Origin of the sequence: Shewanella sp. AS16 (assembly GCF_021412365.1) — a bacterium.
Lineage (GTDB): Bacteria > Pseudomonadota > Gammaproteobacteria > Enterobacterales > Shewanellaceae > Shewanella > Shewanella salipaludis.
Window position 1 is genome coordinate 78,161 of record NZ_JAKCLK010000001.1, and the last position, 22,697, is coordinate 100,857.

Genomic DNA, 22,697 nt, shown 5'->3' on the forward strand with positions numbered 1-22,697 from the left:
CTTGGCTACTGCCAACCCCAGCCAGCCGCCGCTAATGCAGCAAACTAGAGCCATACTTTCAATCCGCGGCTCCCTTAATAACACAGGCGCTCATCTCTCGACTCGAGTAGGCACACATGCTGATAAATTGCTTTGTAACCAATGGGTAAACTTTTGCTCCAGCTCATCCGGTTCTCTGTTGTGACTCAGTAATATGTAATCATGTCCGGATGGAATAAAGCCGAAGGGTGCTATCAGATTACCTCTTTTCAGATCGTCCACGACTAATGGATATGAACCTATTGCGGCCCCCAAGCCATCGACGGCAGCCTGAAAACAGAAGTAGAAATGCGCAAAGCTTTGGCCAGCATTGCCAGCAAGAAATGTATCGCCGTAACTCGAAGACCAGTCATCCCATGCCTGTGGCCTAGTCTGGCTATGGAGCAGCTTAATCTTGCCCGGGTCATGTTTCACCTGTTCCCAATATTCAGGCGAAAATACGGGACCAACCCACTCATCCACTAACCGAATCTTTTGATAATCATGGGACAGCGCAAAATCATCACGCCGAATCGCCAACGACAAGCCTGTCGTCCCCAGGGTGACAGGGCCTCCGGCTGTCGATAACCTGACATCGGCCCCCGAACTTAGGTAAAAATCCGCTAACCTGGGCATCAGCCAGCGCATGGTCAAGGTTGGCTCGCAGGACACTTCCAGACAGGGATTTTTCATCCGATACAGCCTGTTTACGCCGGCATCCAGGGCTTGAAAAGCCTGCTCCGTATAGTCTTTGAGCAACTCGCCCTCTTGGGTCAGATGCAGATTCCTGCCTTGCCTGTAAAACAAGGGCAGAGAGAGGTGGTTTTCCAACACTTTGATCTGTTTGCTCACTGCCCCATGGGTGATATTCAATCTGTTTGCGGCTTCGGTATAACTCGGCGATGATGCTGCAACATGAAAAACGTGAAATGCCTTGAGGTGTCTCATCCGTGACTTTTTCTCACATAGCTGCTGAAATTATTTCGATTATAGCCAGCCGATAAAATGCATACAATGACGACTCAAACATCATCATAGATCAAATTCGGAGTATGCATGGAGTTCATCAGCCTCGCCGTCCTCGGCGTGTTAATCGTCATCAGTCCAGGGGCTGATTTTGTGTTGGTGCTGAAAAACAGTATCAACCATGGCAGAAAGGCCGGGATCTGGACGGCCATTGGAGTGAGTCTCGCCATCTGTATTCATATAGCTTATTCACTGCTCGGCATAAGCTACTTGATAGCCCAAAATGAATTGCTATTCAGTTTAGTCAGATATGCGGGTTCGGCCTATCTCATCTATTTGGGGTTGAAAGGCATTTTCTCCAGCGGTGCTCAGATAACCTCAGTCAAAGCAGACGCAACAGATGTCAATACTGCGCAGTATCTGGCACAAGGTTTCTTATGCAATCTCTTAAACCCGAAAACAATGCTCTTCTTCCTGAGTATTTTCAGCCAAGTGATTTCACCCGCTGCAGGTGATTTCCATCCGGCTGTCATATACGGGCTATATATGGTGCTACTGCACGGGCTCTGGTTCTGTATCGTCGCCATACTCTTCACCTCAAATGCACTTCAAGCGCGCTTGCTGAAAATGAAGCAAAGATTAAATCAGGCATGCGGCGCAGGTTTACTCGCCTTCGGCGCCTTGCTTGCCATAAAGTCCTGAAGCCGCCAGCCGCTTTCCAATGTAAATTAACCGGTGGTGCGAATTCACCTTGGCCTTCGACAAGCGCACGGCGCTATGGATTATCGCAAGGCCTGGTTTAGTGGAATCGAAAGAGCAGGAGCGGGAGCTATATCCTGTTTTTCTCTTTTCCCAAATAGCGCGAATCATAGCGTTATTTTTAAATCATTATATTTTACTTTGGATTTGGCGATATAAATTGTATGTAACTATAGTTAGTCAGCGCCTGCCAATCGCAGGCAGAGAAATACAATCTTGGCTGATAGGTTAACTATTTTAATTTATGTTTAATTTATTTTAATTTGCTGTGGCCCAGCCGAGTTGACTTTGTTGAACTTACATTCAAAGGGAACTTCCAATGTCTCACAAAGCGCTGTTATTGACGATATCCATGCTGCTTTTCGGCGCCGTGCCATCGCTGGCCATGGCCAAAGAGCTGCCTTCCAAATCCGCCACAGATGCAAGCGATGCCAAGATTGTCGAGTGCCCGCTGGCAGCCAATCAAGCCGACAAATTCGCCCTTTGCGCCACCGCGACCTGTTGGACACTCGATGGCGTGGCTTACTGCAAATGTGATGTCATGAATGAAGAAAGTATTTCCTTCAGTTTTGACTATGAGGCAAACGGCGAAAGTAGAAACATTTGCGATACGCTTTTGCAAGGAAACCACAACGGCTTCACTGTCAGCACCTATGCCACGCCCCGCCAGATTGAAACCGACTATCAGCCCGAGACGGAAAAGCTCGGCCCCCCAATGGGCTATTACACCTGCAACACCGAGTCGGGCCCACAGACCTATGGCGCACAATGTGATGGTGGGCTGTGCTTCACCAGTACTCAGGGCCAAGACTTCCCGGGTCTCGGCCATATCAACCAAAATGAGATTGTGTGTTCTTGCCCACCCACGCTGAGCAAAGCGCCGGGCTTCCAGATTGCCGGCCCCTGGAGCTGCAAACCGGGCGACAAAAATGCAGACAACCACTGTTGCGATCAAGATTACTATGAGGATATGTGTGGCGTCACCAGCGTAACGGCTACGGGCACTGTACTGGCAGTGAACGCTCCCATAGGTACCGCCAGGGCGCTTTCAATCAAGCTCGACGGTGAGGTGCCCAGGTTTAATTCCTGCCGCTTCAAATAACCTGCCGGTTTTTTGCAAAGCCCATGCGCAGGGTGCCGTGCTGCGCAACCTTTGTCATTTCTCCTCTGGGGCCCATTCATGCTGGTTTGTTAGTTGTGCAAGCTTTTTTGCCAGTAACCCACATCCTGCCACTGACCAAACTTAAAACCTATTTTTTCAAAATGGGCTACTTTCTTCATGCCCATTTTTTCATGGAGTGCAACACTCGCTTGATTTGGCAAGGTTATCCCGCCAATCACAGACTGAACACCACAAGCTTTCAGCTTCGCCATGAGAGCGAGATACAACATGGAGCCATAGCCTTTTCCCCTGGCCCCGGGAGCAAGGTAGACTGTGACTTCCACTGAAAACCTGTATGCACTTCTGTCTTTCCATTTGGTTGCGTAGGCATAGCCAACGACAACCGAATCTTCCACTGCAACCAGCCAGGGCAAACCAGCAGCTTGAACATTCTGAATTCTTCGATTGATTTCTGTTGCAGATACCTTTTCTTCTTCAAACGTAATAGCTGTATTTTCAATATAGTGGTTATAAATTCCAGCTATCACTTCTGAGTCAGCTTCCACGGCTTTTCTTATCATGCTACCCAACTGTATTTTTCTTTGTTAACCGTTTGCTAAGTATTTTTTTCATAACATGCAATGATAGTCGTATTGAGTACAGACGTTGCAAAGAATTGTGACTTGGCTTTTAAGTACTCACTGTCAGAGAAGAAGTCATCCGCTGCGTTTTGACTGGGAAAATTGATCGTGAACACACGGTTGATAGCCACCTCTACTTGAGACAGCAGCACCTCAGACACGACAAAATCGAAACCAAAACCGCCGCCATATCTGGCTAAAGTGGGCTTCATTGCCTCACGGTATTGGGCGTAGGTTTCATTATCTGAAACCTCTAACCCCACTAGCATTTCATACATCACGACATCTCCATTGTATCTTGTATCTTGTTTCTTGCTGAGTATTCCGGCAACACACTCAACATCCCACTCAGGGACTCACACCACAGGTGATGCTCACCCGGAGAATCGGGCATGAACTGTCAGGCGAAATCGTCATGCGCCAAGCTTCTAAGCCGCTCGGTAATGGTCCCACGCCCAAGACGCCCCCACTACACGACGAAACACAGCGAATAACCTGTTGCGACCTGAAAGGCGTCTTTGGCGTCATCGCCGAAATGGCAACTACACGACGAAACACGGCGAATAACCTGTTGCGACTCCAGCGCCCGAAGGGTGCGTTTGTGCTGATGCTTATTACTTGTTAATGCTGACGCTGATCCATAAATAGGCGATACACAGAGCAACGAATATGTACAGGGCGGAAAGCACTATATTCAATTTCCACAGGTTTAACCAAAATTGCCCTTTAAAATAGGTTCGTTGCCTTACTTCAGCTTTAAACAGGGCTAAAGAGGAAGGCACCAACATTAACGCAGACCAGCCAAAAGCCGGTAACACTATGAGCATTATGCCCATGCCCGCCACGCTTGCCGAAGCCTCAGACGTTTCACCATCAATGGGGGCCAGCATCATGTATCCTAAGATGATACCTGCGATGGCAAGCAGAAACCCTAACAGCTGAAGTGTTCTCATATTCGTCCTTGGTAATACGTCAAACACAGTGCAGCTTTGCTGCGTCCGTGTGCTTTAACTTGTTACATGCTGGTTGCAGATTTAGCCAATTGGCCAATTTTCATACCAAGCAATGACTTGAGTTTGAGAAGTTTATCAATATGCCAGCCCTTAATTCTCTCAAGTTCAGCATCTGAATCATCTATAACACCATCCGTATATAGTGCTAATCTCGAAGCTCGCTTATTATCAAGGCGCTCCCAGCTGATTGCTTCACCAAGCTCACTCTCAATTTTTTCTTTTTGATTATGCAACTGATCAAAAACATACTTATTTTTATCTTTATCACCTAAATCTATATAGAATTCAGCGCGTGCCTTACCGCCCTGCGCAAAATTCGCACCATAGGTTAAACCGCTAAATCCAGATGGAAATGAATACCAATTCTGGGGCTGACCTGCCTTCGCAGAAGTAAATCTATGTGCATCCCGCAAGGTATCAATCAAACTTTGAAAATAGTTTTGATATTTCTCCCCTTTTGTAGACACTGAAGACCTTTGAGTTTGGCGCTTCTTATTCTTTTGCCATTCATTAGGCGACGCGGCCAGCTTGAAATTGAATGCTGGTCTTGAATTGTCAATTCTTATTACTTCAACAACAACGCCGAAAAATAATGTTTCGTTATCGGTTCTCTGATTTAGCCAATCCATTGCTTGTCTATGTTCTTCTCGGATCGACTCTGAAATCCAAATAACTATCGACGCATCGAACCCAGCAGCATATGTTAATAATTTTCCAAGATGGTCATGATCTGTTTGTGTAAGTTGATTCTCAACAATCACAGACTTGGATGAGCCTAAGTCTTTAGCTAGAATATCTAGTGAAAAATCACCTACACTAGCTTCTTGCTCGATTAACTCCAGTTCCATTCCGAGTGCCTTTCCCAGCTCCTCAATGTTTTCAGCAAGCCACGGTGTAAAATCAGACGCTTCACGAGGCCATATTTCTCTTAACGCAACTTTACTCAACTCTCCGAACAATGTGATTTCTCCTTATGGTATGGAACACTTAATTAAGCAAAACTAAGCTCGGTTAAAATATTAAAAAACAGTAAAAATAACCAACTGTACTTTTTGAAGTTTTTTAGGACTTTAACCTCTCAATAGACAATTTCAACTTTCCACTATACTTTTCGTAATCTCTTACCTGGGTAAGCTTACCCAAAAACCTAATTGCTATTAAATATGTAACTAAAGAAAGAAAGCTAATGAACCCATAGGCAATATTACTGTTTTCTGTAGAAATATTCATAAATTGATAAATTTGAGAGGCCGCTATGAAAGCAAGAACCGTTAGTAATGATTGACCAATGTAGATAATTAAACATTTATTATCTTCATGTAATTTCCCAATGACTTCTAATTGCTTTTCTAAATATGTGATTTTTCTAGCCTTATTCCACTTCCACAATATTAAGAACCAACCTTTATAAACCGGTATAGTCGCAATCAATCCAATAATTGCAGCATATTTTTCGAAAGACATATTACCCCTTTTAAATCTTAATATTTCATAGTGCGTATACGTATATATACATAGGCCAATGAAAATCACTCTATCACAAACTGCTGTTCTGCAGAGTATTTAATTCGTAGTCCTGAGTTTTTCGGTTAAACACACATAAGCGTTTAATCTCTTTATGAGCGGGCAAGATCTCGTTATTTTCTCCCCCCTCACGCAGAGAATTGGTCCATCTCCAGCCACGCTACCGCCCTTGGATCCGGGCTTCCACTTCGCCGCTGTATGCTGCTCTCGATTGTTGGATACTCTCGTTGTTGGATGGCCATGAGCGTCACTTGCCGAAAACGGGAATGATGTGCATGGAAGGAAATGTGAAGCAAGAAACCCTATGGATCTCTGTTGCTATCTTCCTGACAACTGGGCTGCTTCCATGGCAATATCATCACTGTTATTAATGAGTTAACTTAAGATATATTCGCCGCTATGGCAAGCTGAAAACGGCACTGACATCACTTTACCTAGCACAGGCACTTGTGGCATTGCTGCGCCTGTATGCTTTAGTGCGTGCATGCCGGCCGGGGCAATGTGTCTGTGGCCTACTATGACAGCCAGCAGCTCCCAGCTAACAGGCATGGCCCTGATGGCGGACGGCGGAAACAAAACGGGGACAGGTAAATACCTGTCCCCGTGACATTCGCGGTGTAAACCCGATGCGCTAAGCTAGCCTCAGCTGCCCCAACGCCTCGGCGGCGAGGGTGCCGCGCCAGCCGCTGAGCACCAAGGGGGTCTCCCCCTGCTTACCGGCCCATAGCCATTGCAAGTAATCATGAATGTGACGCTTGGAGCTCAGGAGTTCGACCGGCACCTGATGGTGCTCGCACACCTGCGTCAGGCAGTTCTTGATCGCCTTGAAGGCGGACTTGTAGCCCGGCTTGAGCGCCAGCACATCCACGGCCTCGGGCAAGTTGGCCAGATCTGCAGTCTGCAGCACCCTGAGCAGATCTTTGCCGTGGATCCGCTTCTCTTGTTCGGTCAGGTCATTGATCCGCAACAGCTCGGGCAGGCTGCCTGGTTGCTTCTTCGCCAGGGCGATCAGGGCGTGATCTTTGACGACGAAACCCAGGGCGAGATCCCGTGCCAGGGCCTTCTCCATGCGCCACTTGGCCAGCACCTTGAGGTAGGCCAATTGTTGCTGCGTCAGCTGGAAGGCATTCTTCACCCTGAGATAGGCTGCGTTTGTGTCCGGCGCCGCCAGGCGGTCCTGGGTCATGCGCTCGCCTTCTTCATATACCCAGGCCAGCCTGCCCTGCTGTTCCAGCTTGGCCAGCAGCTGAGGGTAGAGCTTGTAGAGGTAGAACACATCGTTGGCGGCATAGTTGAGCTGGGCTTCGCTCAGGGGGCGTTTCATCCAGTCGGTACGCGACTCGCCCTTATCCACTATCACATCGAGACAGGTCTCTACCAGCTTGGCGTAACCCATGCCATGGCCCATGCCACAGACGGAGGCGGCTATCTGGCTGTCGAACAAGGGACCTGGCTGACATTGGCCATTGTGGGCGAACACTTCCAGATCTTCGCTGCAGGAATGCACCAGTTTGATGATGCCGGGATCGGTCAACAGGCTCCAGAAGGGCGAGAGATCCTGTATGGCAACCGGGTCTATCAATGCCAGGCTCTTGCCGTCGTAGGCCTGGATCAGCCCGAGTCTGGCGTAGTAGGTCCGGGTGCGGACAAATTCAGTATCCAGCACCAGCAGCTTAGCCTGGCGATATTGCTCAACCAGTTGCGCTAGTGCGGCTTCATCACTCACATATTGAAACGCTAACAAATTATTCTCCGGAATGAGGGGCCCTAAAAACAAAAGCCGGCGATTGCCGGCTTCATCCTTACGCAGTCTTGACTTCGTCTCGAAGTTCCCGGCGTAAGATCTTGCCCACATTGGTTTTGGGTAATTCCTGACGGAATTCTACCAGCTTAGGCACCTTATATCCCGTTAAATGATGACGGCAATGGGCGACTACCTCGGCTTCGGTGAGGGATTTGTCTTTGGCAACCACAAATACCTTCACCAATTCGCCGCTGGCTTCGTTGGGCACCCCAACCGCCGCCACTTCCAGCACCTTGGGATGCATGGCCACCACTTCTTCCACTTCGTTGGGGAAGACGTTGAAACCCGACACCAAGATCATGTCTTTCTTGCGATCTACTATGAAGAAGAAGCCCTGCTCATCCATATAGCCTATGTCACCTGTCGCCAACCAGCCCTCGGCGTCGAGCACCTTGGCGGTTTCTTCCGGCCGCTGCCAGTAGCCCTTCATCACCTGGGGGCCCTTGCCGAACAACTCGCCGGTCTCGCCCTGGGGCAAGACCTTGCCTTCCTCATCGCGGATCTGGATCTGGGTCGAAGGCGCCGGAAAACCTATGGAGCCGTTGTAGCCCTCGAGGTTATAGGGACAACAGGCCAACAGGGGCGAGGCTTCGGTGAGGCCATAACCTTCCAGCAAGCGGGTCTGGGTTATCGCCTGCCACTTGTCGGCCACGGATCTCTGGACCGCCATGCCGCCGCCGATGGACAGCTTGAGTCGGGAAAAGTCCAGCCGTCGGAATTCTTCACTGTTCACCAGCGCGTTGAAGAGGGTGTTCACCCCCGTCAGGGCGGTGAAGGGGTATTTCTTCAGCTCACTGACGAAACCGGGAATGTCCCTGGGGTTGGTGATCAGCAGGTTGTTGCTGCCCTTATGCAGGAACAAGAGGCAGTTCACCGTCAAGGCGAAGATGTGGTACAGAGGCAAGGCAGTCACCACCAACTCTGTGCCCTTGTTGAGCATGGGCGAATAGGCGCCGTCGGCCTGCAGCACGTTGCTGACCACATTGCCATGGGTCAACATGGCGCCCTTGGAGACCCCAGTGGTGCCGCCCGTGTATTGCAGGAAGGCCAGATCATCGAAGCCGATTCTGGGCTTGACGTACTGCATCCGTCGCCCCTTGGACAGGGCATCACGCAGCGACAGCGCCTTGGGCAGATGGTACTTGGGTACCAGCTTCTTGATGTACTTGACCACGAAGTTGACCAAGGTGCGCTTGGGGGCGCTGAGCAGATCCCCGAGCCCAGTGATGATCACGCTCTCCACCTGGGTCTGATCCACCACTTCTTCCAGGGTGCGGGCGAAGTTGGACACAACCACTATCGCCTTGGCGCCCGAGTCGTTGAGCTGGTGCTTGAGCTCCCTGGGGGTGTAGAGGGGGTTCACATTCACTACCACCATGCCGGCACGCAAAATACCGAACAGGGCGATGGGATATTGCAGCAGATTCGGCATCATCAAGGCGACCCTGTCACCCTGTTTGAGTCCCAATTGATTCTGCAAATAAGCGGCGAAGGCCCGGCTGCGCTCTTCCAGCTTACGATAGGTTAAGGTCGCGCCCATGTTGATAAAGGCGGGTTGGTCGGCATATTTGGCCACCGAGGTCTCAAACATATCGACAAGGGAAGTGTATTGCGCCGTATCTATTTCGGCAGGCACGTCTTCGGGCAAATTCTCAATCCAAGGCTGGTCCACAAATCTCTCCTAGAATCCCCATGGCGGCAGCAATGCAGCCAGGGTCAATGTAAGGCGTGCGTAAAATTGCTTATTAAAACGCCGACTTACTTCTTATACTTATTGAACACCCACAAAAATCATACGGGCGTTTTAATTTTTGATCATCATCACATAAATGCAACCAAAAGCCCAGCCCGATTTTTGGTATGCATCATCGCCCCGCCGAGACGCTTTTCTCGGCCAGAAACGCCCTGATCTCTGCGGCCACCCCGGCGGCATTGCCCATGTGCAGGTGATGATCCCCCGGCAACACGGCTTCGGTCAGGTGGCGGTACCAGCCCCTGGCCAATGGCAAGGCGCTCCTGAGCTGGTGAAAACCCTCGCTGCCGGTCAACAACAGGGTCGGAGTGGCAACCTGCTGCATCAGGGCGTCGACCTGCTCGAAGGTCAGGCGCAGCGGCGAGTCCAGCTTCAACCTGGGATCGCTGCGCCAGCAAAAGCCCTGCTCCGTCCGGCGCATGTTGCGCTCCACCAGCAAGCGGCACCAGGACTCGTCCAGGCCGGTAAGGCCGGCCCTGGCACGTACCGCCACCTCGAGCGACTCGTACGAGGTGGCGGGTTTGCCCCTGTTACCGAGCCAGCGCCCGTGCTGGTTGAAACTGTGCGCCAGGCGCTGCCCCGCCTTGGCGGCATCTTCGAACAGCGGGCATAGGGCTTCGATCAATACCAACTTATTGACCTTGGCGCCAAAGCCGGCGGTATAGGCCGAGGCGACTATGCCCCCCAAGGAATGCCCCAGGATGGCGACCGGGGCCTGGGTCTGCCCCAGGTGCGCCAGCAGTTGATCCAAATCATAGAGATAATCGAGCCAATGCAGCGGATAGGCCCCTGGCCTATGGTCAGACAAACCATGTCCAGGCCAGTCTATGGCCAACAACTGGAAATCGCTCAGGTGCCCGGCCAGCGGCGCGAAACTGTTGGCGTTATCCAGCCAGCCATGCAAGGCCAGCAACAAGGGCTTATCCTTCGCCCCCCAGAGTCGACCGCAGAGGCGAATATGGGGCAACGCCAGCTCAACTTGCTGTCCCGCCGGCGGCGGATTTTCGGGGGCGGAAGATTGCCACATATAGCCTCGAATGTCAGTTAGCTTGTCGCTAATTTAAGAAGATTTTTTAATGAACTTGAGCGTCATGCGATCGCTCTCGCCTATGGCAAGGTATTTATCCCTGTCTTGCTGTCCCAGCGCCAGCACAGGCGGCAGTGTCCATACCCCACGGGAATAATCTTTGCTGTCTTTCGGATTGGCATTGACCTCGGAGCTGGCAGCCAACACGAAACCCGCCTTGGTCGCCAGGGCTATCACCTGCTCCGGCACCATGTAACCGCTGTCGGGATCCATGCCTGGCTTGGCCCTATGCTCCACCACGCCGAAGACACCGCCGTCTTTCAGCACCCGGAAGGCGGCATCGAATATCCCTGCCAGCTGATCTTGCATCGCCCAGTTATGCAGGTTGCGAAAGGTCAGCACCAGATCCGCACTCTTGTCGGCCCCGAGCGTCAACTTGGCCGGCGGATCCAGGGTCACGGTCGAGGCGGCGCCCAGCACATCGCTATGTTGCGCCAACCAAGCGGCGAATTTCTTGCCATTCTTGGCCCTATACCTGTTGCCCTGGGTATCCTGGCTCGGCTCGGTTTCGAAGTTGGCGGCGACATAATGGCCGTCTTTGGCCAGATAAGGGCCAAGGATCTCGGCATACCAGCCAGCGCCTGGCCAAAGCTCGATCACCGTCTGCGAACTGTTAATCCCGAAGAAGTTCAGTGTGTCCTGGGGATGGCGGTACTCATCACGCAGGCTGTTTTTGGCCTGGCGGAAGTCACTCTTCACCGCTTGGGCCAAGGCATCCTGGGACGGCTCGGGCGCCGCAGCCAAGGCTTGGACAGACATCAGACCGGTGAGAAGGAGCGAAGCACAGATTGAGGTTATTTTCATTTTGACTCTCGTGGGGAAACCGAAGCCTCAAGCTAACAGTCGGGATGAAAAAAGCCAAGGGATTGAAATAGCTGGTTACATTTAGTGTTCAGCGCAGCAGGCTGGCCCGGTCGACCCGGCGCCATGCCAGATACAGAAAGCCGGCACTGCAGCTCAGCCATGACAGCACCCAGAACCAGGCCGGCAGCCAGCTGTTCTGTGCCAGGATGACGGCATCGCCCTGGCCCGAGAGGCCGAACAGGACCGCCGGACTGGCCAAGGCATTGAGCATGATCATCAGCGCCGCTACCCTAAGCCCGCTGAGCAGGGCCGGCTGATGCTTGAGTCTCAATGGCAACAGCAACAAGCAGGCCAATGTCAGCAGGATGCCTATGGTCAGGAGATCCCGCCCCCAGAGCAGCAGGCTCAGCAGCACGGCGCCGCCGAGGAAGGCAAAACTGGCTCGTATCCCCCTGGGCCAGGTGGCCAGGATGAAAATCAGGTAACCCCAACAGGCGGCGCCGAAGTAGCCGGCGAAGCCGATCAGCAAAGGCGCCCCCCCCTGGCTGAAACAAAAGCCGGCACCATTGGGAAACAATTGGATATGACTGACGATGCCGCCACTGAGCAGGGTCGCCAGACCGTGGGACAATTCGTGAAAGAAGCTTTCGAGCCATTTGAAGGGAACGCCGAGATACGGCAAACGGGTGAGCAACAGGGCAAGCAACAACTCCAGGATGAAACGACCTCGGCCCGGGACACCCGAAGGGACAGCGGCGGCGTATCTTGACGCAGTGACGGCATCAGGCATAGATGTCTATGCCCACCATGCTTTGGATCTCATCGCGTTTGGCAAAATTTTGCGTCAGCATATATTGGTTTATCGCCCCTTCTGTGCCCTGCGCCAGGCTATCATAGGTCAGATGAGAGTCGTGGAAGGATGAGGGCCGCTCGCCACTGGCATGGACGCGGGTCGACATGCCACTCTGGCTCAGCGGCAGCGGCGGAATGAACGCAGGACCCGACTGGGCCGGGGCAACAAGGGTCTGGGGCGGACGGTTACTTGCTACAGCCTGAGTGAGTCCTATCGAATTAATGTTCATCTGCATCTGTGCCTCGTTCTATGCGGCGCCACACGTCTCACACCCACACTGCAATCTATTGTTTCCTGACATGTATTTATACTAGTCCAGCCGACTGGCATTCGCTAATGGGCCGTACGCTAAAATGCCTGTCAAGGCTTGCAGTCCCCCTCTGGCGTGTCACTAAGCTATTCTCTTCCCGGCAATTTTTTCCAGGCAACTGTGTCGCGTAAATACACGGGTTGCAGTTCATCGACGCTGGTGGTCTCCCCGGCGGCGATGCCCACCTGTGCCAGCTCAAGCATGGCCCTGGCATCGGGAAACTTGACTTGCGGCAGCGCATCCAGGCCCTGGCCCAGGTGCAATAACTCGGGATAGGCGTCGAAGCCGGTGCCGCAGGCGACTATCGGCCGCGCCGTATCCAGGGCCAGCTCAAGCGCATCGGGCGCACTGACCTGCTCGACAGCGACCTGGGTCGCTATGCCATCGACGGCCACATATTGGCCCCAATAGACCTCACCCATGCGGGCGTCTATGGCACACAGCACTTGGTTGGCGCCGTGTTCGCTTATCGCCATCTGCGCCATCGCCGCCAGGGTCGAGATGCCGATCACAGGCAACTCCTGCCCCAGCGCCAACCCCTGGGTCATGCTGGTGCAGATGCGTATGCCGGTGAAACTGCCGGGCCCCCGGCCATAGGCGATGACATCCACCTTATCCAGGCCTATACCGGCCCGCTGCAATACCGCATCCACCATGGGCAACAGCCGCTGGCTATGCTCGCGGGGCGCATCGGCTATCTCGGCATAAACATGCCCATCGACCAGCAAGGCGGCGGAACAGGCTTCGGTGCAGGTATCGAGCGCTAAAATCGTTGGGGAAGCAGTCATCTGGTTGTTTTCTGTCATCAGTAAAGGCCAATCCCATTGTTGGATGGCAGGAATAAGGTATAGGGCGCCCGGGCGCAAATCAATGAGCGCATGAGTATACCCCAAGACAGGGTGGATAATTCAAGTTTCCTGATACATATCCCCGGATCTCAAGCGGTTTTGTGTAACCAGGGTGCGGATGGCGGCTTGCCGGTTCAGGCTTCAGCCGGTGGCCTCATGGCGGATGAAGTCGATGAGCCATTGGGTCACGCGTTTGTTGTCCAGCGGCTGGGACAGGGACTCCAGCCCCTGCGCTATGCGCCCCGCCGGGATCCTGTGGCGGCGCGCCTCCATCAAGTCCCGGGAATAGGCCTTGCTGAATTCGGGGTGCCCCTGAATACCGAGGAAATGCGCATCTATCTGCACCATGTAGAAGGGGCAGAAGTCACTGGCGGCCAGCACCTGGGCGGCGGCGGGCAAGACACTGACCTGATCCTGATGGCTGACGAGCAGCGACATGCGCTCCTCGGCCTGGGTCATCCAGGGCTGTTTGCTGGTGATCTCTGTCGTGGCCACCCCCACGCCCCAGCCCTTGGGCGATTGTATGACTTCACCGCCGAGCGCCTTGGCCATCAGCTGATGGCCGAAGCAGATGCCGACCAGTTTCTTGTTGGCCAGGTAGAGCTCGCGGACATAGGCCTCCAGGGTGCGGATCCAGGCCAGCTCCTCGTTGACGCTATGGCGGCTGCCGCTGATGATATAGGCATCGCACTCGTCTATGGCGGCCGGATACTCGCAGTCCATCACCCGGTAGATGCAGATGCCTATCGTCTCATCCAGTCCGGTCAGGAGCTCATGGAACATCTCCGGATAGTTGCCATGGGCCTGCAACAGCGGCTCGCTGACATCGTCACATTGCAAAATACCTATCTTCATCCTCTCCCCCTACTCGCTCGGCTGGCTGCCTCCGTTAAGCCTAAAGCACTAGATGGCAAATGTCCTGCTACAGGCTGCCGGTCAGCGCGTCCCTGAACAGGTCGGCATATTGTTCGGCGTCGAAGGCGATGGGATTGCCCGCCGCGGCCGCATCCGCCAACGCCATCCGCCCTATCCGCTGCGCCTCTTCCCCGCCCAGGCCTATCTCGGCCAGCGTATGGGGGATCCCCAGCTCGGCCCTGAGATCCAGCAGCCACTGCAAGCAGGCGTCGAAGCCCGGCTCGGGCAATTCCAGATAGCGGGCCAGGCGGCCCATGGGCGCCTCTATGGCGCTGCGGTTGGCCAGTAACACATAGGGCATGAGGATGGCGTTGAGCAGGCCATGGTGTTTATCGTACAGGGCCCCCAGGCTATGGGCCAGGGCATGCATGGCCCCCAGGCCGCGCTGAAAGGCGGTTGCCCCCATGCAGGAGGCCACCAGCATCTGGGTGCGGGCCTCAAGATCGTCCCCGTTGGCGACGACCCGCGGCAGGTGCAGTTTGATCAGCCGCATGGCCTCCAGCGCTATCCCGGCGGCCATGGGATGGTAACCCGGGGCGCAATAGGCCTCCAGATTATGGGATAAGGCATCCATGCCGGTGGCGGCGCTGAGGTGCGCCGGCAGCCCCAGGGTCAGCTCGGGATCCAGCAGCACCCGCGCCGGCAACATTTGCGGATGAAACAGGATACGTTTCAGCCGCCTGGCGCTGTCCGTTATCACCGCCGCCCGGCCGACTTCCGAGCCCGTGCCCGCCGTGGTCGGGATCGCCACCACGGGGGCCATCAGCCGGGTGTCCAGCCGGGTCCAGTTATCCCCCAGATCTTCGGCATCCCACAGGGACAGGGACTGGGCCGCCATCATGGCGATGGTCTTGCCTGCATCCAGGCTGGAGCCGCCCCCCAGGGCGATGACGCCATCGAAGCCGCCCCGGCGAAAGACACGCATGCCGAGACTGACATTGTCCGCCGTTGGGTTGCCCCGAATGTCGCTGAACACAGAGGCCTCAAGGCCGGCGGCGCGGCATAGGGCCAGCGCCCGAGACACCATGGGCTGCTGCGCCAGGCCGGGATCTGTCACCAGCAGGGGCTGGGTCATGCCCAGTTGCCGGCAGGCCTCCGGCAGTCGCCGCAAGACCCCGGCGCCGACGCTGATGGCCGTCGGATAGTTCCACTCTGCCTGCAATGCCATACCGCCTCCTGAGTTCCACTCTGTTGTGGGTGCATGAAAAAGATCTTGCTTTCAACACCTATGTTTGATGTGGAAAGACTTGGGTCTGGTCAGGTAACCGAATCCCAATTCCGACAGGCTGCATCCCCTGCCCGATTGCTTCACCCCAGTCCAGGCGAGCCCGGGATCCAGATAATCGCACCTGTTGATGAAGAAGGTGCCGGTTTCCAGCCGCTCGCCCAGGGCGATGCCTGTCACTATATCCCGGGTGAAGATGCTGGCGCTCAGGCCAAATTCGCTGTCGTTCATCAGGGCGAGTGCCTCCTCATCGTCTTCGACCTTCATTATGCCCACCACAGGGCCGAAGGACTCCTGGGTCATCAGCCGCATCCCATGGTTGACCCGGGTCAGCAGCTGCGGCGCCAGATAGGGTGTGCCGGGACGGCTCAATGGGAACAGCGCCTCGTCTATGTGGGCCACCGCCCCCCGGGCCAGCGCCTCCTGAATTTGCCCCCGAACGAAATCGGCCGCCGCCGCGTTGACCAGGGGTCCCAGGGTGGTTTGGGGATCGTCGCTGCGCCCCAGGCGGTAGGCCTTCACCGAGGCGACGGCCTTGGCGACAAAGGCGTCATAGATGTCCGCATGGACATAGACACGCTCTATGGCGCAGCAGGACTGGCCCGAATTGAAGAAGGCGCCGTCGACGACGCTCGCCACCGCGCCGTCAAGCTCGGCGTCGGGGCGGACATAGGCGGGATCTTTGCCGCCGAGCTCCAGCCCCAGGCCGATGAAGCGGCCGGCGGCGGCCCGCTCCACCAGTGCCCCCGCCGTCACAGAGCCGGTGAAGGCCACATGGTTGACGGCCCCCGAGGCGATGATCTTGGTGGTGGCCTCGTGGCTCAGATGCAGGTAGCTCAGCACTCCTGGGGGCAAGCCGGCGGCCTCGAAGGCGGCATACAGACGCTCGGCACAGAGCGGGGTCTGGGCCGAGTGCTTCAACAAGACGCAGTTACCCGCCAGCAAGGCCGGCACCAGGCTGTTGATGGCGGTGAGATAGGGATAATTCCAGGGCGCTATGACGAACACCAGCCCCAGGGGCTCATGTTGGATGTAACGGCTGAAGCCCGGCTTGGCTGCCAGGGTCAGAGGAGCCAGGGCCGCGGGCGCCGCGGCTATCATGTAACTGGCCCGCTCGGCGAGCCCGGCGACTTCGCTCGCCGCGTAGCGCAGCGGCCGGCCCATCATCCAGCAGAGCTCCAGGGCTATGTCCTCCCGCTGGGCCAGCAGGTACGCCACCGCCTTGGTACAGATGGCCTGACGCTGTGCCAGGGGCGTGGCCGCCCAATCCCGCTGGGCCCCCCTGGCCTCGGCGAGCACGCGCGCTATTTGGGCCTCGTCCGCCAGCGCCCGGCTGACGTAGACGCTGCCGTCTATGGGGGATAGGGTGTCCTGGAATTGACTCATGCGCTGCCCTCGGTTGTTGCCTGTGTTTCAGCTGCTGCTCCTGCCCGGCTGCCAACGAATTGAACTCGGCCTTTAGGTTAAACTATCTCGAAATAGCGTTGCAGTTCCCAATCCGTCACCTGGCGGCGAAACTCGCGCTCCTCCCATTCCCGACTGGCGGCGAAATGCGTCACGAAGGCCTCGCCAAACAGCGTCCCGGCCGCTTGGGATTGCTTCAACTGCGCCGCCGCCTCCCAGAGGCTGGCCGGCAGCGCCAGGGAGGCATCATGGGTCTGGTCGTAGGCATTGCCCTTCACCTCGGGCAGAGGTTCCCACTTATGCATTATGCCGTAGAGGCCGCTGCCGAGCGCCGCCGCCAGCGCCAGATAGGGATTGGCATCGGCGGCGCCGAGGCGGTACTCGATACGCTGGGATGCCGCAGATCCAGGAATGAGCCGCAGCGCCGTGGTGCGGTTTTCTACCCCCCAAGTGGCATCCGTCGGCGCCCAGAAGCCGGGCACCATGCGGGTATAGCTGTTGATGGTCGGCGCTATCAGGCAGAGCAACTCGGGCATCAGCCGCTGCTGCCCGGCGAGGAAATACCGCTGCAGCTGGCTCATGTTATGTGGCGCATCGGCATCGAAGAAGGCCGACGTGCCGTCCTTATGGCGCAGCGACAGGTGAATATGCCCGCTCTGCCCTGGATAATCCCCCGACCACTTGGCCATGAAGGTGGCCAGCAGGTTGCGCCTCTGGGCCAGGACCTTCATGAAGGTCTTGAACAAGGCGGCCTTGTCGGCGGCGGCGCAGGCCTGGTCGACCGTGATGGCCGCCTCTATCACCCCTGGGCCGGTTTCCGTGTGCAGGCTCTCGATGGGAAAATCCATGGTCTGCCCCATGGCGAGAATGTCGTGATACAACTCGGAATGCACAGAGTTACGCAGCATGGAATAGCCGAACCAGTCGGGGGTGATGGGCTTGAGATCCAGGTAATGCTTCTCGCGAATGGAGTGCGGGGTTTCATCGAACAGGAAGAACTCGTACTCCAGCGCCGCGAAGGCGTCGAAACCCAGCTTATCGGCCAAAGCCAGCACCCGCCGCAGGCAGCCCCTGGGGCAGATGGCCTCGGCGTCGCCGGTAAACTCGGCCAGGAAGAGCAACATGCCGGCTTCGCCTATCACATCACGGCAGGTATCGGGCAAGATGCGCACGGGTGCATCCGGGTAGCCGGTATGCCAGCCTGTGTAGCGGCTATTATCATAGAGCCTGTCTTTCATGTCCCAGCCCAGCACCACGTCGCAGAAAGCGAAGCCTTTCTCCAGCGAGGCGAAGAATTTCTCCTTCGCCATGTATTTGCCGCGCATCACCCCATCGTTGTCGAACAGGCCGACTTTGACATGGCTCAGACCCCGCTCTTCCACTATCGCCATGGCCTGGACCCGGGTCTTGACCTCTCTGGCTTGCATAAGCGTTCTCCCTTGCACTGGGCTCTCTGTCTATCCATTTGAAAATATGGCATCAAATGTCATAGGCGGCGAAATTTTTTTCACCATTTTTGCCAATGCAAGGCTCCGGAGGCCGGCCAAGGGGCTGGGCCGGCTCGGGCTTGGCCGGCTCGGGCTTGGCCGGGACTATTGAGGGTAGAGGCTCAGGTATTTCGCCAGCAAGCCGGCTGCATCCTCCACCCGCTCGGGATCCTGGTCGATACAAGCTATCGGACAGGCCCTGACGCATTGGGGCTCATCATAATGACCGACACATTCGGTACACTTGGCGCTGTCGATCTCATAGATGGCTTCCCCCAGGGCGATCGCCCCATTGGGGCACTCGGGCTCACACATGTCGCAGTTGATGCAGTCATCCAAGATGCGCAATGCCATATCAGCGTCCCCCTTGCTGCCCCTGGGGCAAAGACTGGCCAACAGGCTCGGGAGACAGATAGCGCATCAGGATCCCATAGGCCAGATTGAGCTCCGTCTCCAGGGCAATTGCCACCTTGTAGCCGGCCCCCTTGGCATCTTCTATGGCCTCTCCCTTGGCCGATTGCATCCGGGTCAGGGTGAAGCTCAGGTTGCCTTCAGGGGTCATCAGCTCGAGGCGGTCACCGACCAGGAATTTATTCTTGACCTCTATCTCCACCAGCCCCTGGGCGTTGCGGCCCAGCACTTCGCCGACGAATTGCTGGCTGTCACTCCTGGAGTGGCCATGGTCGTAGTTCTGCATGTCCTGGTGGCGATGGCGCTGCAGGAACCCCTCTGTATAGCCCCTATGGGCCAAGTGTTCCAGCGACTTGGCCAGAGCGGGATTGAAGCCTCTATCCTGCATGGCATCGTCTATCGCCTGGCGGTAGATCTGCGCCGTGCGGGCGCAATAATAGAAGGACTTGGTTCTGCCCTCGATTTTCAGCGAGTGCACCCCCATCTTCACCAGGCGTTCCACATGCTCGACCGCCCGCAAGTCTTTGGAGTTCATTATGTAGGTGCCGTGTTCGTCTTCGAAGGTCGGCAGGTATTCCCCCGGACGTCCCTGCTCCTGCAGCAGGAAGATCTCATCGCGCGGCGCGCTGGTCGCTGCCTGGGCTTCGGGCAGGTACAGGCCGACCGGCGCCTTGGCTATTATGTCACCCGTCTCGGTTTCACTGGCCGGATGGGCAGAATATTGCCAGCGACAGGCATTGGTGCAGGTGCCCTGATTGGGATCGCGCTTGTTGATGTAGCCGGACAGGAGGCAGCGGCCGGAATAGGCCATGCAGAGTGCTCCATGCACGAAGACTTCCAGCTCGACTTCCGGGCAGCGAAAACGTATCTCCTCTATCTCATCCAGGGATAATTCCCGTGACAGTATCACCCGCTCGATTCCCTGTTGGTGCCAGAACTTGACCGTCGCCCAGTTGATGGCATTGGCCTGTACCGACAGGTGCACAGGCATGTCGGGAAAATGCTCCCGAACCAACATGATTAACCCGGGATCCGAGAGTATCACGGCATCCGGCCGCATCTGGATGACGGGCGTCATGTCTTTGATGAAGGTGGTCAGTTTGCCGTTATGGGGGGCTATGTTGCTCACCACATAGAATTTCTTACCCAGGCTGTGGGCCTCGTCTATGCCCAGGGCCAGGGTCGGCATGTCGAACTCATTGTTGCGTACCCGCAGGGAATAGCGCGGCTGGCCGGCATAGACGGCATCGGCACCATAGGCGAAGGCGTAACGCATGTTCTTCAAACTCCCGGCGGGAGACAACAACTCGGACATAATATGGGGCTCACTCGAACGTCTAAAATTGGAAAGCCGCCATTGTAAAAGGTCGTTTTCTTGCGGCAATCAATACCCCAAGCCGCCGGGATTTAACTGCACTATCATTGATCCAGATCAACTTTAGGCGCTCTGGGGCGCCACATGCAGGGTATGTTTCGTGGGGCAGGCATGGAAGCGGCGCAGCTTCACCCCTCAAGGGCCTGCGCCAGAAACCGGCGAAATTCGAAGGGGACCAGGTTGCCCGGCTTCCCCTGGCACTCGGCGAGCATGCGGCGGTAACTGGCATTCTCCTCTACCCTGCGGATAAATGCCGCCAGCTCGGGATGACGATAGCCAGACAGCTCGGCATCGGCCAGGAAAAGGGCCGCCAGCAGGGTCGACAGGAGCAGCACGGCGCCGAAATCACATCCGGGTAAGCTGTGCTTATCCGTCAGTAATGTATCCAACAGGTGATCGACACTCGCTTTATACGCCGCGACACCCGCCTGCCGCATCAGGGCGCTGTTTTCTGACTCGCCGAATTTGCTCGCCAGCAACCTGGCCCTGAACAGAAATAGGATGGCCGCCTCGACATCCGAGTCGGCGAGGCGGAACAATTTGGCATCCAAGGTTTGATGCCAATTCCCTGGCAGGTAATCCAGGGCGATCAGCAACGAATCCACCCGGACGCCCGCTTCCCCCAGCAATACTGGCACCTGCTTCTTGGGGTTGGCCCGGGCCAGCAGCTCATCCGTCTGCAGCTCGTCCCAGGACAGCAGATGATCTTCATGCCGTATGTTTTTTTCCAGCAACAGCCATTTGATGCTCCGGGAAAAAGGAGAATCATAGACCCATATCAGTCGTTCCATATCATCCATCCCTCTGTGAGCCGGCCTCGGCCTGCTGCCACAGGTCTTTTGCTCTTGACCTTTTGTTAGCGTACTTCTGCTGGCAGCCTTAACCGGCTGGATTGACCTTGGAGGTCAACACATGATCCTGCCAGCTGCCGGCAATCTTGAGATAGGATTTGGCATAGCCTTCGCGCTCGAAACCCAAGCGCGCCAACAGGGCTGCGCTGCGCTCATTGTCCGGCATATAGTTGGCCATCACCCTATGCAGCCCCAGCTCGTTGAAAACATAGTCCAGGCCAGCGGTCAAAATCTCCTGCATCAGCCCCTGGCCCTGGTACTTGTGGGCTATCGAATAGCCGAGGAAACAGGCCTGGAAGGCACCGCGGGACACACAGGTGAAATTGGCCATGCCTATGATGTCGGTGCGCGCTGCATTCAGGGCGACAAACTTATAGTCGCTGCCGTCATCGAAGGCCGTCTGGGCCGCCGCCGAGGCTTGCTGCCAATAGCCCAGGGTCAGGTAATCCTCGCCGCGGATGGGCTCCCAGGGCGCCAAATGTTGCCGGTTTTCCCTGTGATAACTGAGCAGGAGTGGTGCGGCTGCCGGGGCCTGTATCTCCAGCCGGGTTCGCGATGTTGCTATCATGGGTTATTTCTCGTATACACTTTATGCGAGCCTGCCTGTGGAACAAGGCACAGGCAGGTGCTAAAAAACATTTATGCTACTGATAATAAATGTCTTTCAATCAAGAAACAATGGCAGACGCCCCGCCTGGCCCTGAGGCGCGAACCAGGTCGGTGGCGATGAAGCAGAGGAAGCCCCATGATATCTATCCTGGATCTGGACCATATAGTGCTCAATTGCCGCGACCTCGCCGCCAGCGAGGCCTTCTATTGCCAAGTGCTGGGCTGCCGGGTCGAGCGCAGACTGGCCGAGCCTGTGCTGGTGCAGCTGAGGGCCGGAGCGGCGCTGATCGACCTGACATACGCCGAACCAGGCGAAGATAAGCCCAGGGTTTCGACCGGGAATATGGCGCATTTCTGCCTCAACCTGGCCCAGACCGACGGCAGGGCGCTGCTGGCCCACCTGCGTCAGCATGGGGTGCGGCACGAGTCCTTGAGTGAAAAGTATGGCGCCAGAGGCTACAGCCAGTCTGTGTACATCTATGACCCGGATGACAACAAGGTAGAATTGAAGCTGCTGGCACCGCGCCATAGCGATGATCAAGAGTCATGAGCTGAGTACTGGGCTAAGCGCTTAACGCCAGGTGCCCAAAGCACCAAGAACCCGCAATCGTCCCACAGTCTCGAGACTCAGATCCCCTGGCTGGGGACTCCAGCTCAGGCGCAGGTAATTGACCAGATCCCACAACTGACCATAGCTCAGGTCCAGGCCAAGGTAGGTATGACTGGCGTCCATGGCCCGGTAGTCGCGACCATAAACCTTCTGCCCCGTGACTTTGGCTATGCCATAGTCATGGAACCTGGGGGCCGGCAGATTGACTACACGAATCACGTTAGCACGCCACTATGGAATTGCAAATCCGCCAGGGCCAACGAATGCTGAAATCAATTTAATTACAGCTTGTTAGCAGCCTGCCTCATGCGGCTGACCTGGGACAAAT

At 55.8% G+C, this 22,697-nt stretch carries 25 protein-coding genes; 3 read left to right on the forward strand and 22 right to left on the reverse strand.

What is annotated here, in order from left to right; genetic code table 11:
- Positions 1 to 90: 90 nt before the first annotated feature.
- Complete coding sequence (locus LZP73_RS00405; RefSeq protein WP_234232555.1) at positions 91 to 966, reverse strand: LysR family transcriptional regulator; 876 nt, start codon at positions 964 to 966, stop codon at positions 91 to 93.
- A 108-nt stretch (positions 967 to 1,074) separates the two neighbouring features.
- On the opposite strand from LZP73_RS00405, the gene LZP73_RS00410 reads away from it, so the two are divergent.
- The gene (locus tag LZP73_RS00410; protein WP_234232556.1) at positions 1,075 to 1,686 is read left to right on the forward strand and encodes a LysE family translocator; all 612 of its coding nucleotides are present in this window, start codon (positions 1,075 to 1,077) and stop codon (positions 1,684 to 1,686) included.
- Between the two features lie 376 nt (positions 1,687 to 2,062).
- The gene (locus tag LZP73_RS00415; protein ID WP_234232557.1) at positions 2,063 to 2,845 is read left to right on the forward strand and encodes a hypothetical protein; all 783 of its coding nucleotides are present in this window, start codon (positions 2,063 to 2,065) and stop codon (positions 2,843 to 2,845) included.
- An 89-nt stretch (positions 2,846 to 2,934) separates the two neighbouring features.
- Here LZP73_RS00415 and LZP73_RS00420 read toward each other — a convergent pair whose 3' ends face one another.
- From LZP73_RS00420 to rimJ, 20 genes are all read right to left on the reverse strand, one after another.
- Positions 2,935 to 3,426, reverse strand: a complete 492-nt coding sequence (locus LZP73_RS00420) for an arsinothricin resistance N-acetyltransferase ArsN1 family B (RefSeq protein ID WP_234232558.1) — start codon at positions 3,424 to 3,426, stop codon at positions 2,935 to 2,937.
- A gap of 35 nt (positions 3,427 to 3,461) precedes the next feature.
- Positions 3,462 to 3,764: a DUF1330 domain-containing protein gene (locus tag LZP73_RS00425; RefSeq protein ID WP_234232559.1), complete on the reverse strand. Its 303-nt coding sequence runs from the start codon at positions 3,762 to 3,764 to the stop codon at positions 3,462 to 3,464.
- A 336-nt stretch (positions 3,765 to 4,100) separates the two neighbouring features.
- The gene (locus LZP73_RS00430) at positions 4,101 to 4,439 is read right to left on the reverse strand and encodes a carbon starvation protein CstA (protein ID WP_234232560.1); all 339 of its coding nucleotides are present in this window, start codon (positions 4,437 to 4,439) and stop codon (positions 4,101 to 4,103) included.
- Positions 4,440 to 4,501: 62 nt separating this feature from the next.
- Positions 4,502 to 5,458 carry a DUF4268 domain-containing protein gene (locus tag LZP73_RS00435; RefSeq protein ID WP_234232561.1) on the reverse strand — a complete coding sequence of 319 codons (957 nt, stop codon included), beginning with the start codon at positions 5,456 to 5,458 and terminating at the stop codon, positions 4,502 to 4,504.
- A gap of 103 nt (positions 5,459 to 5,561) precedes the next feature.
- Positions 5,562 to 5,963: a hypothetical protein gene (locus LZP73_RS00440; RefSeq protein ID WP_234232562.1), complete on the reverse strand. Its 402-nt coding sequence runs from the start codon at positions 5,961 to 5,963 to the stop codon at positions 5,562 to 5,564.
- 691 nt (positions 5,964 to 6,654) lie between these two features.
- Positions 6,655 to 7,767 carry a ribonuclease D gene (gene rnd, locus LZP73_RS00445; protein WP_234232563.1) on the reverse strand — a complete coding sequence of 371 codons (1,113 nt, stop codon included), beginning with the start codon at positions 7,765 to 7,767 and terminating at the stop codon, positions 6,655 to 6,657.
- A gap of 58 nt (positions 7,768 to 7,825) precedes the next feature.
- Positions 7,826 to 9,499 carry a long-chain-fatty-acid--CoA ligase FadD gene (gene fadD / locus LZP73_RS00450; protein ID WP_234232564.1) on the reverse strand — a complete coding sequence of 558 codons (1,674 nt, stop codon included), beginning with the start codon at positions 9,497 to 9,499 and terminating at the stop codon, positions 7,826 to 7,828.
- 193 nt (positions 9,500 to 9,692) lie between these two features.
- Positions 9,693 to 10,607 carry an alpha/beta fold hydrolase gene (locus LZP73_RS00455; RefSeq protein WP_234232565.1) on the reverse strand — a complete coding sequence of 305 codons (915 nt, stop codon included), beginning with the start codon at positions 10,605 to 10,607 and terminating at the stop codon, positions 9,693 to 9,695.
- A gap of 33 nt (positions 10,608 to 10,640) precedes the next feature.
- The gene (locus LZP73_RS00460) at positions 10,641 to 11,471 is read right to left on the reverse strand and encodes a class I SAM-dependent methyltransferase (protein ID WP_234232566.1); all 831 of its coding nucleotides are present in this window, start codon (positions 11,469 to 11,471) and stop codon (positions 10,641 to 10,643) included.
- Positions 11,472 to 11,559: 88 nt separating this feature from the next.
- A complete protein-coding gene (locus LZP73_RS00465; protein ID WP_234232567.1) occupies positions 11,560 to 12,261 on the reverse strand; it encodes a M50 family metallopeptidase in 702 nt (233 codons plus the stop codon).
- On the reverse strand, positions 12,254 to 12,553 hold the full coding sequence (locus LZP73_RS00470) for a hypothetical protein (RefSeq protein WP_234232568.1): 300 nt from the start codon (positions 12,551 to 12,553) through the stop codon (positions 12,254 to 12,256). Before LZP73_RS00470 ends, LZP73_RS00465 begins: the two co-directional genes overlap by 8 nt.
- A gap of 167 nt (positions 12,554 to 12,720) precedes the next feature.
- Positions 12,721 to 13,422, reverse strand: coding sequence for a tRNA (adenosine(37)-N6)-threonylcarbamoyltransferase complex dimerization subunit type 1 TsaB (gene tsaB, locus LZP73_RS00475; RefSeq protein ID WP_442800700.1), 702 nt, complete (start codon positions 13,420 to 13,422; stop codon positions 12,721 to 12,723).
- A 201-nt stretch (positions 13,423 to 13,623) separates the two neighbouring features.
- Positions 13,624 to 14,337, reverse strand: coding sequence for a glutamine amidotransferase-related protein (locus LZP73_RS00480; protein WP_234232570.1), 714 nt, complete (start codon positions 14,335 to 14,337; stop codon positions 13,624 to 13,626).
- 67 nt (positions 14,338 to 14,404) lie between these two features.
- Positions 14,405 to 15,565: an iron-containing alcohol dehydrogenase gene (locus tag LZP73_RS00485; protein ID WP_234232571.1), complete on the reverse strand. Its 1,161-nt coding sequence runs from the start codon at positions 15,563 to 15,565 to the stop codon at positions 14,405 to 14,407.
- A 51-nt stretch (positions 15,566 to 15,616) separates the two neighbouring features.
- A complete protein-coding gene (locus tag LZP73_RS00490) occupies positions 15,617 to 17,008 on the reverse strand; it encodes an aldehyde dehydrogenase family protein (protein ID WP_234232572.1) in 1,392 nt (463 codons plus the stop codon).
- Positions 17,009 to 17,085: 77 nt separating this feature from the next.
- Positions 17,086 to 18,453 (reverse strand): glutamine synthetase family protein, encoded by a 1,368-nt coding sequence (locus tag LZP73_RS00495; protein ID WP_234232573.1) that lies wholly within the window; start codon positions 18,451 to 18,453, stop codon positions 17,086 to 17,088.
- A 165-nt stretch (positions 18,454 to 18,618) separates the two neighbouring features.
- Entirely contained in the window at positions 18,619 to 18,867 is a 249-nt protein-coding gene (locus tag LZP73_RS00500; RefSeq protein ID WP_234232574.1) for a YfhL family 4Fe-4S dicluster ferredoxin, read from the reverse strand.
- A 1-nt stretch (position 18,868) separates the two neighbouring features.
- Complete coding sequence (trhP, locus tag LZP73_RS00505) at positions 18,869 to 20,239, reverse strand: prephenate-dependent tRNA uridine(34) hydroxylase TrhP (protein WP_234232575.1); 1,371 nt, start codon at positions 20,237 to 20,239, stop codon at positions 18,869 to 18,871.
- Between the two features lie 188 nt (positions 20,240 to 20,427).
- Positions 20,428 to 21,090 (reverse strand): glutathione S-transferase N-terminal domain-containing protein, encoded by a 663-nt coding sequence (locus LZP73_RS00510; RefSeq protein WP_234232576.1) that lies wholly within the window; start codon positions 21,088 to 21,090, stop codon positions 20,428 to 20,430.
- A gap of 88 nt (positions 21,091 to 21,178) precedes the next feature.
- On the reverse strand, positions 21,179 to 21,718 hold the full coding sequence (gene rimJ, locus LZP73_RS00515) for a ribosomal protein S5-alanine N-acetyltransferase (RefSeq protein WP_234232577.1): 540 nt from the start codon (positions 21,716 to 21,718) through the stop codon (positions 21,179 to 21,181).
- 177 nt (positions 21,719 to 21,895) lie between these two features.
- Here rimJ and LZP73_RS00520 point away from each other — a divergent pair, with 177 nt between their 5' ends.
- On the forward strand, positions 21,896 to 22,309 hold the full coding sequence (locus LZP73_RS00520; RefSeq protein WP_234232578.1) for a VOC family protein: 414 nt from the start codon (positions 21,896 to 21,898) through the stop codon (positions 22,307 to 22,309).
- A gap of 21 nt (positions 22,310 to 22,330) precedes the next feature.
- On the opposite strand, the gene LZP73_RS00525 is transcribed toward LZP73_RS00520, so the two are convergent.
- Positions 22,331 to 22,588: a hypothetical protein gene (locus LZP73_RS00525; protein ID WP_234232579.1), complete on the reverse strand. Its 258-nt coding sequence runs from the start codon at positions 22,586 to 22,588 to the stop codon at positions 22,331 to 22,333.
- Between the last annotated feature and the right edge of the window lie 109 nt (positions 22,589 to 22,697).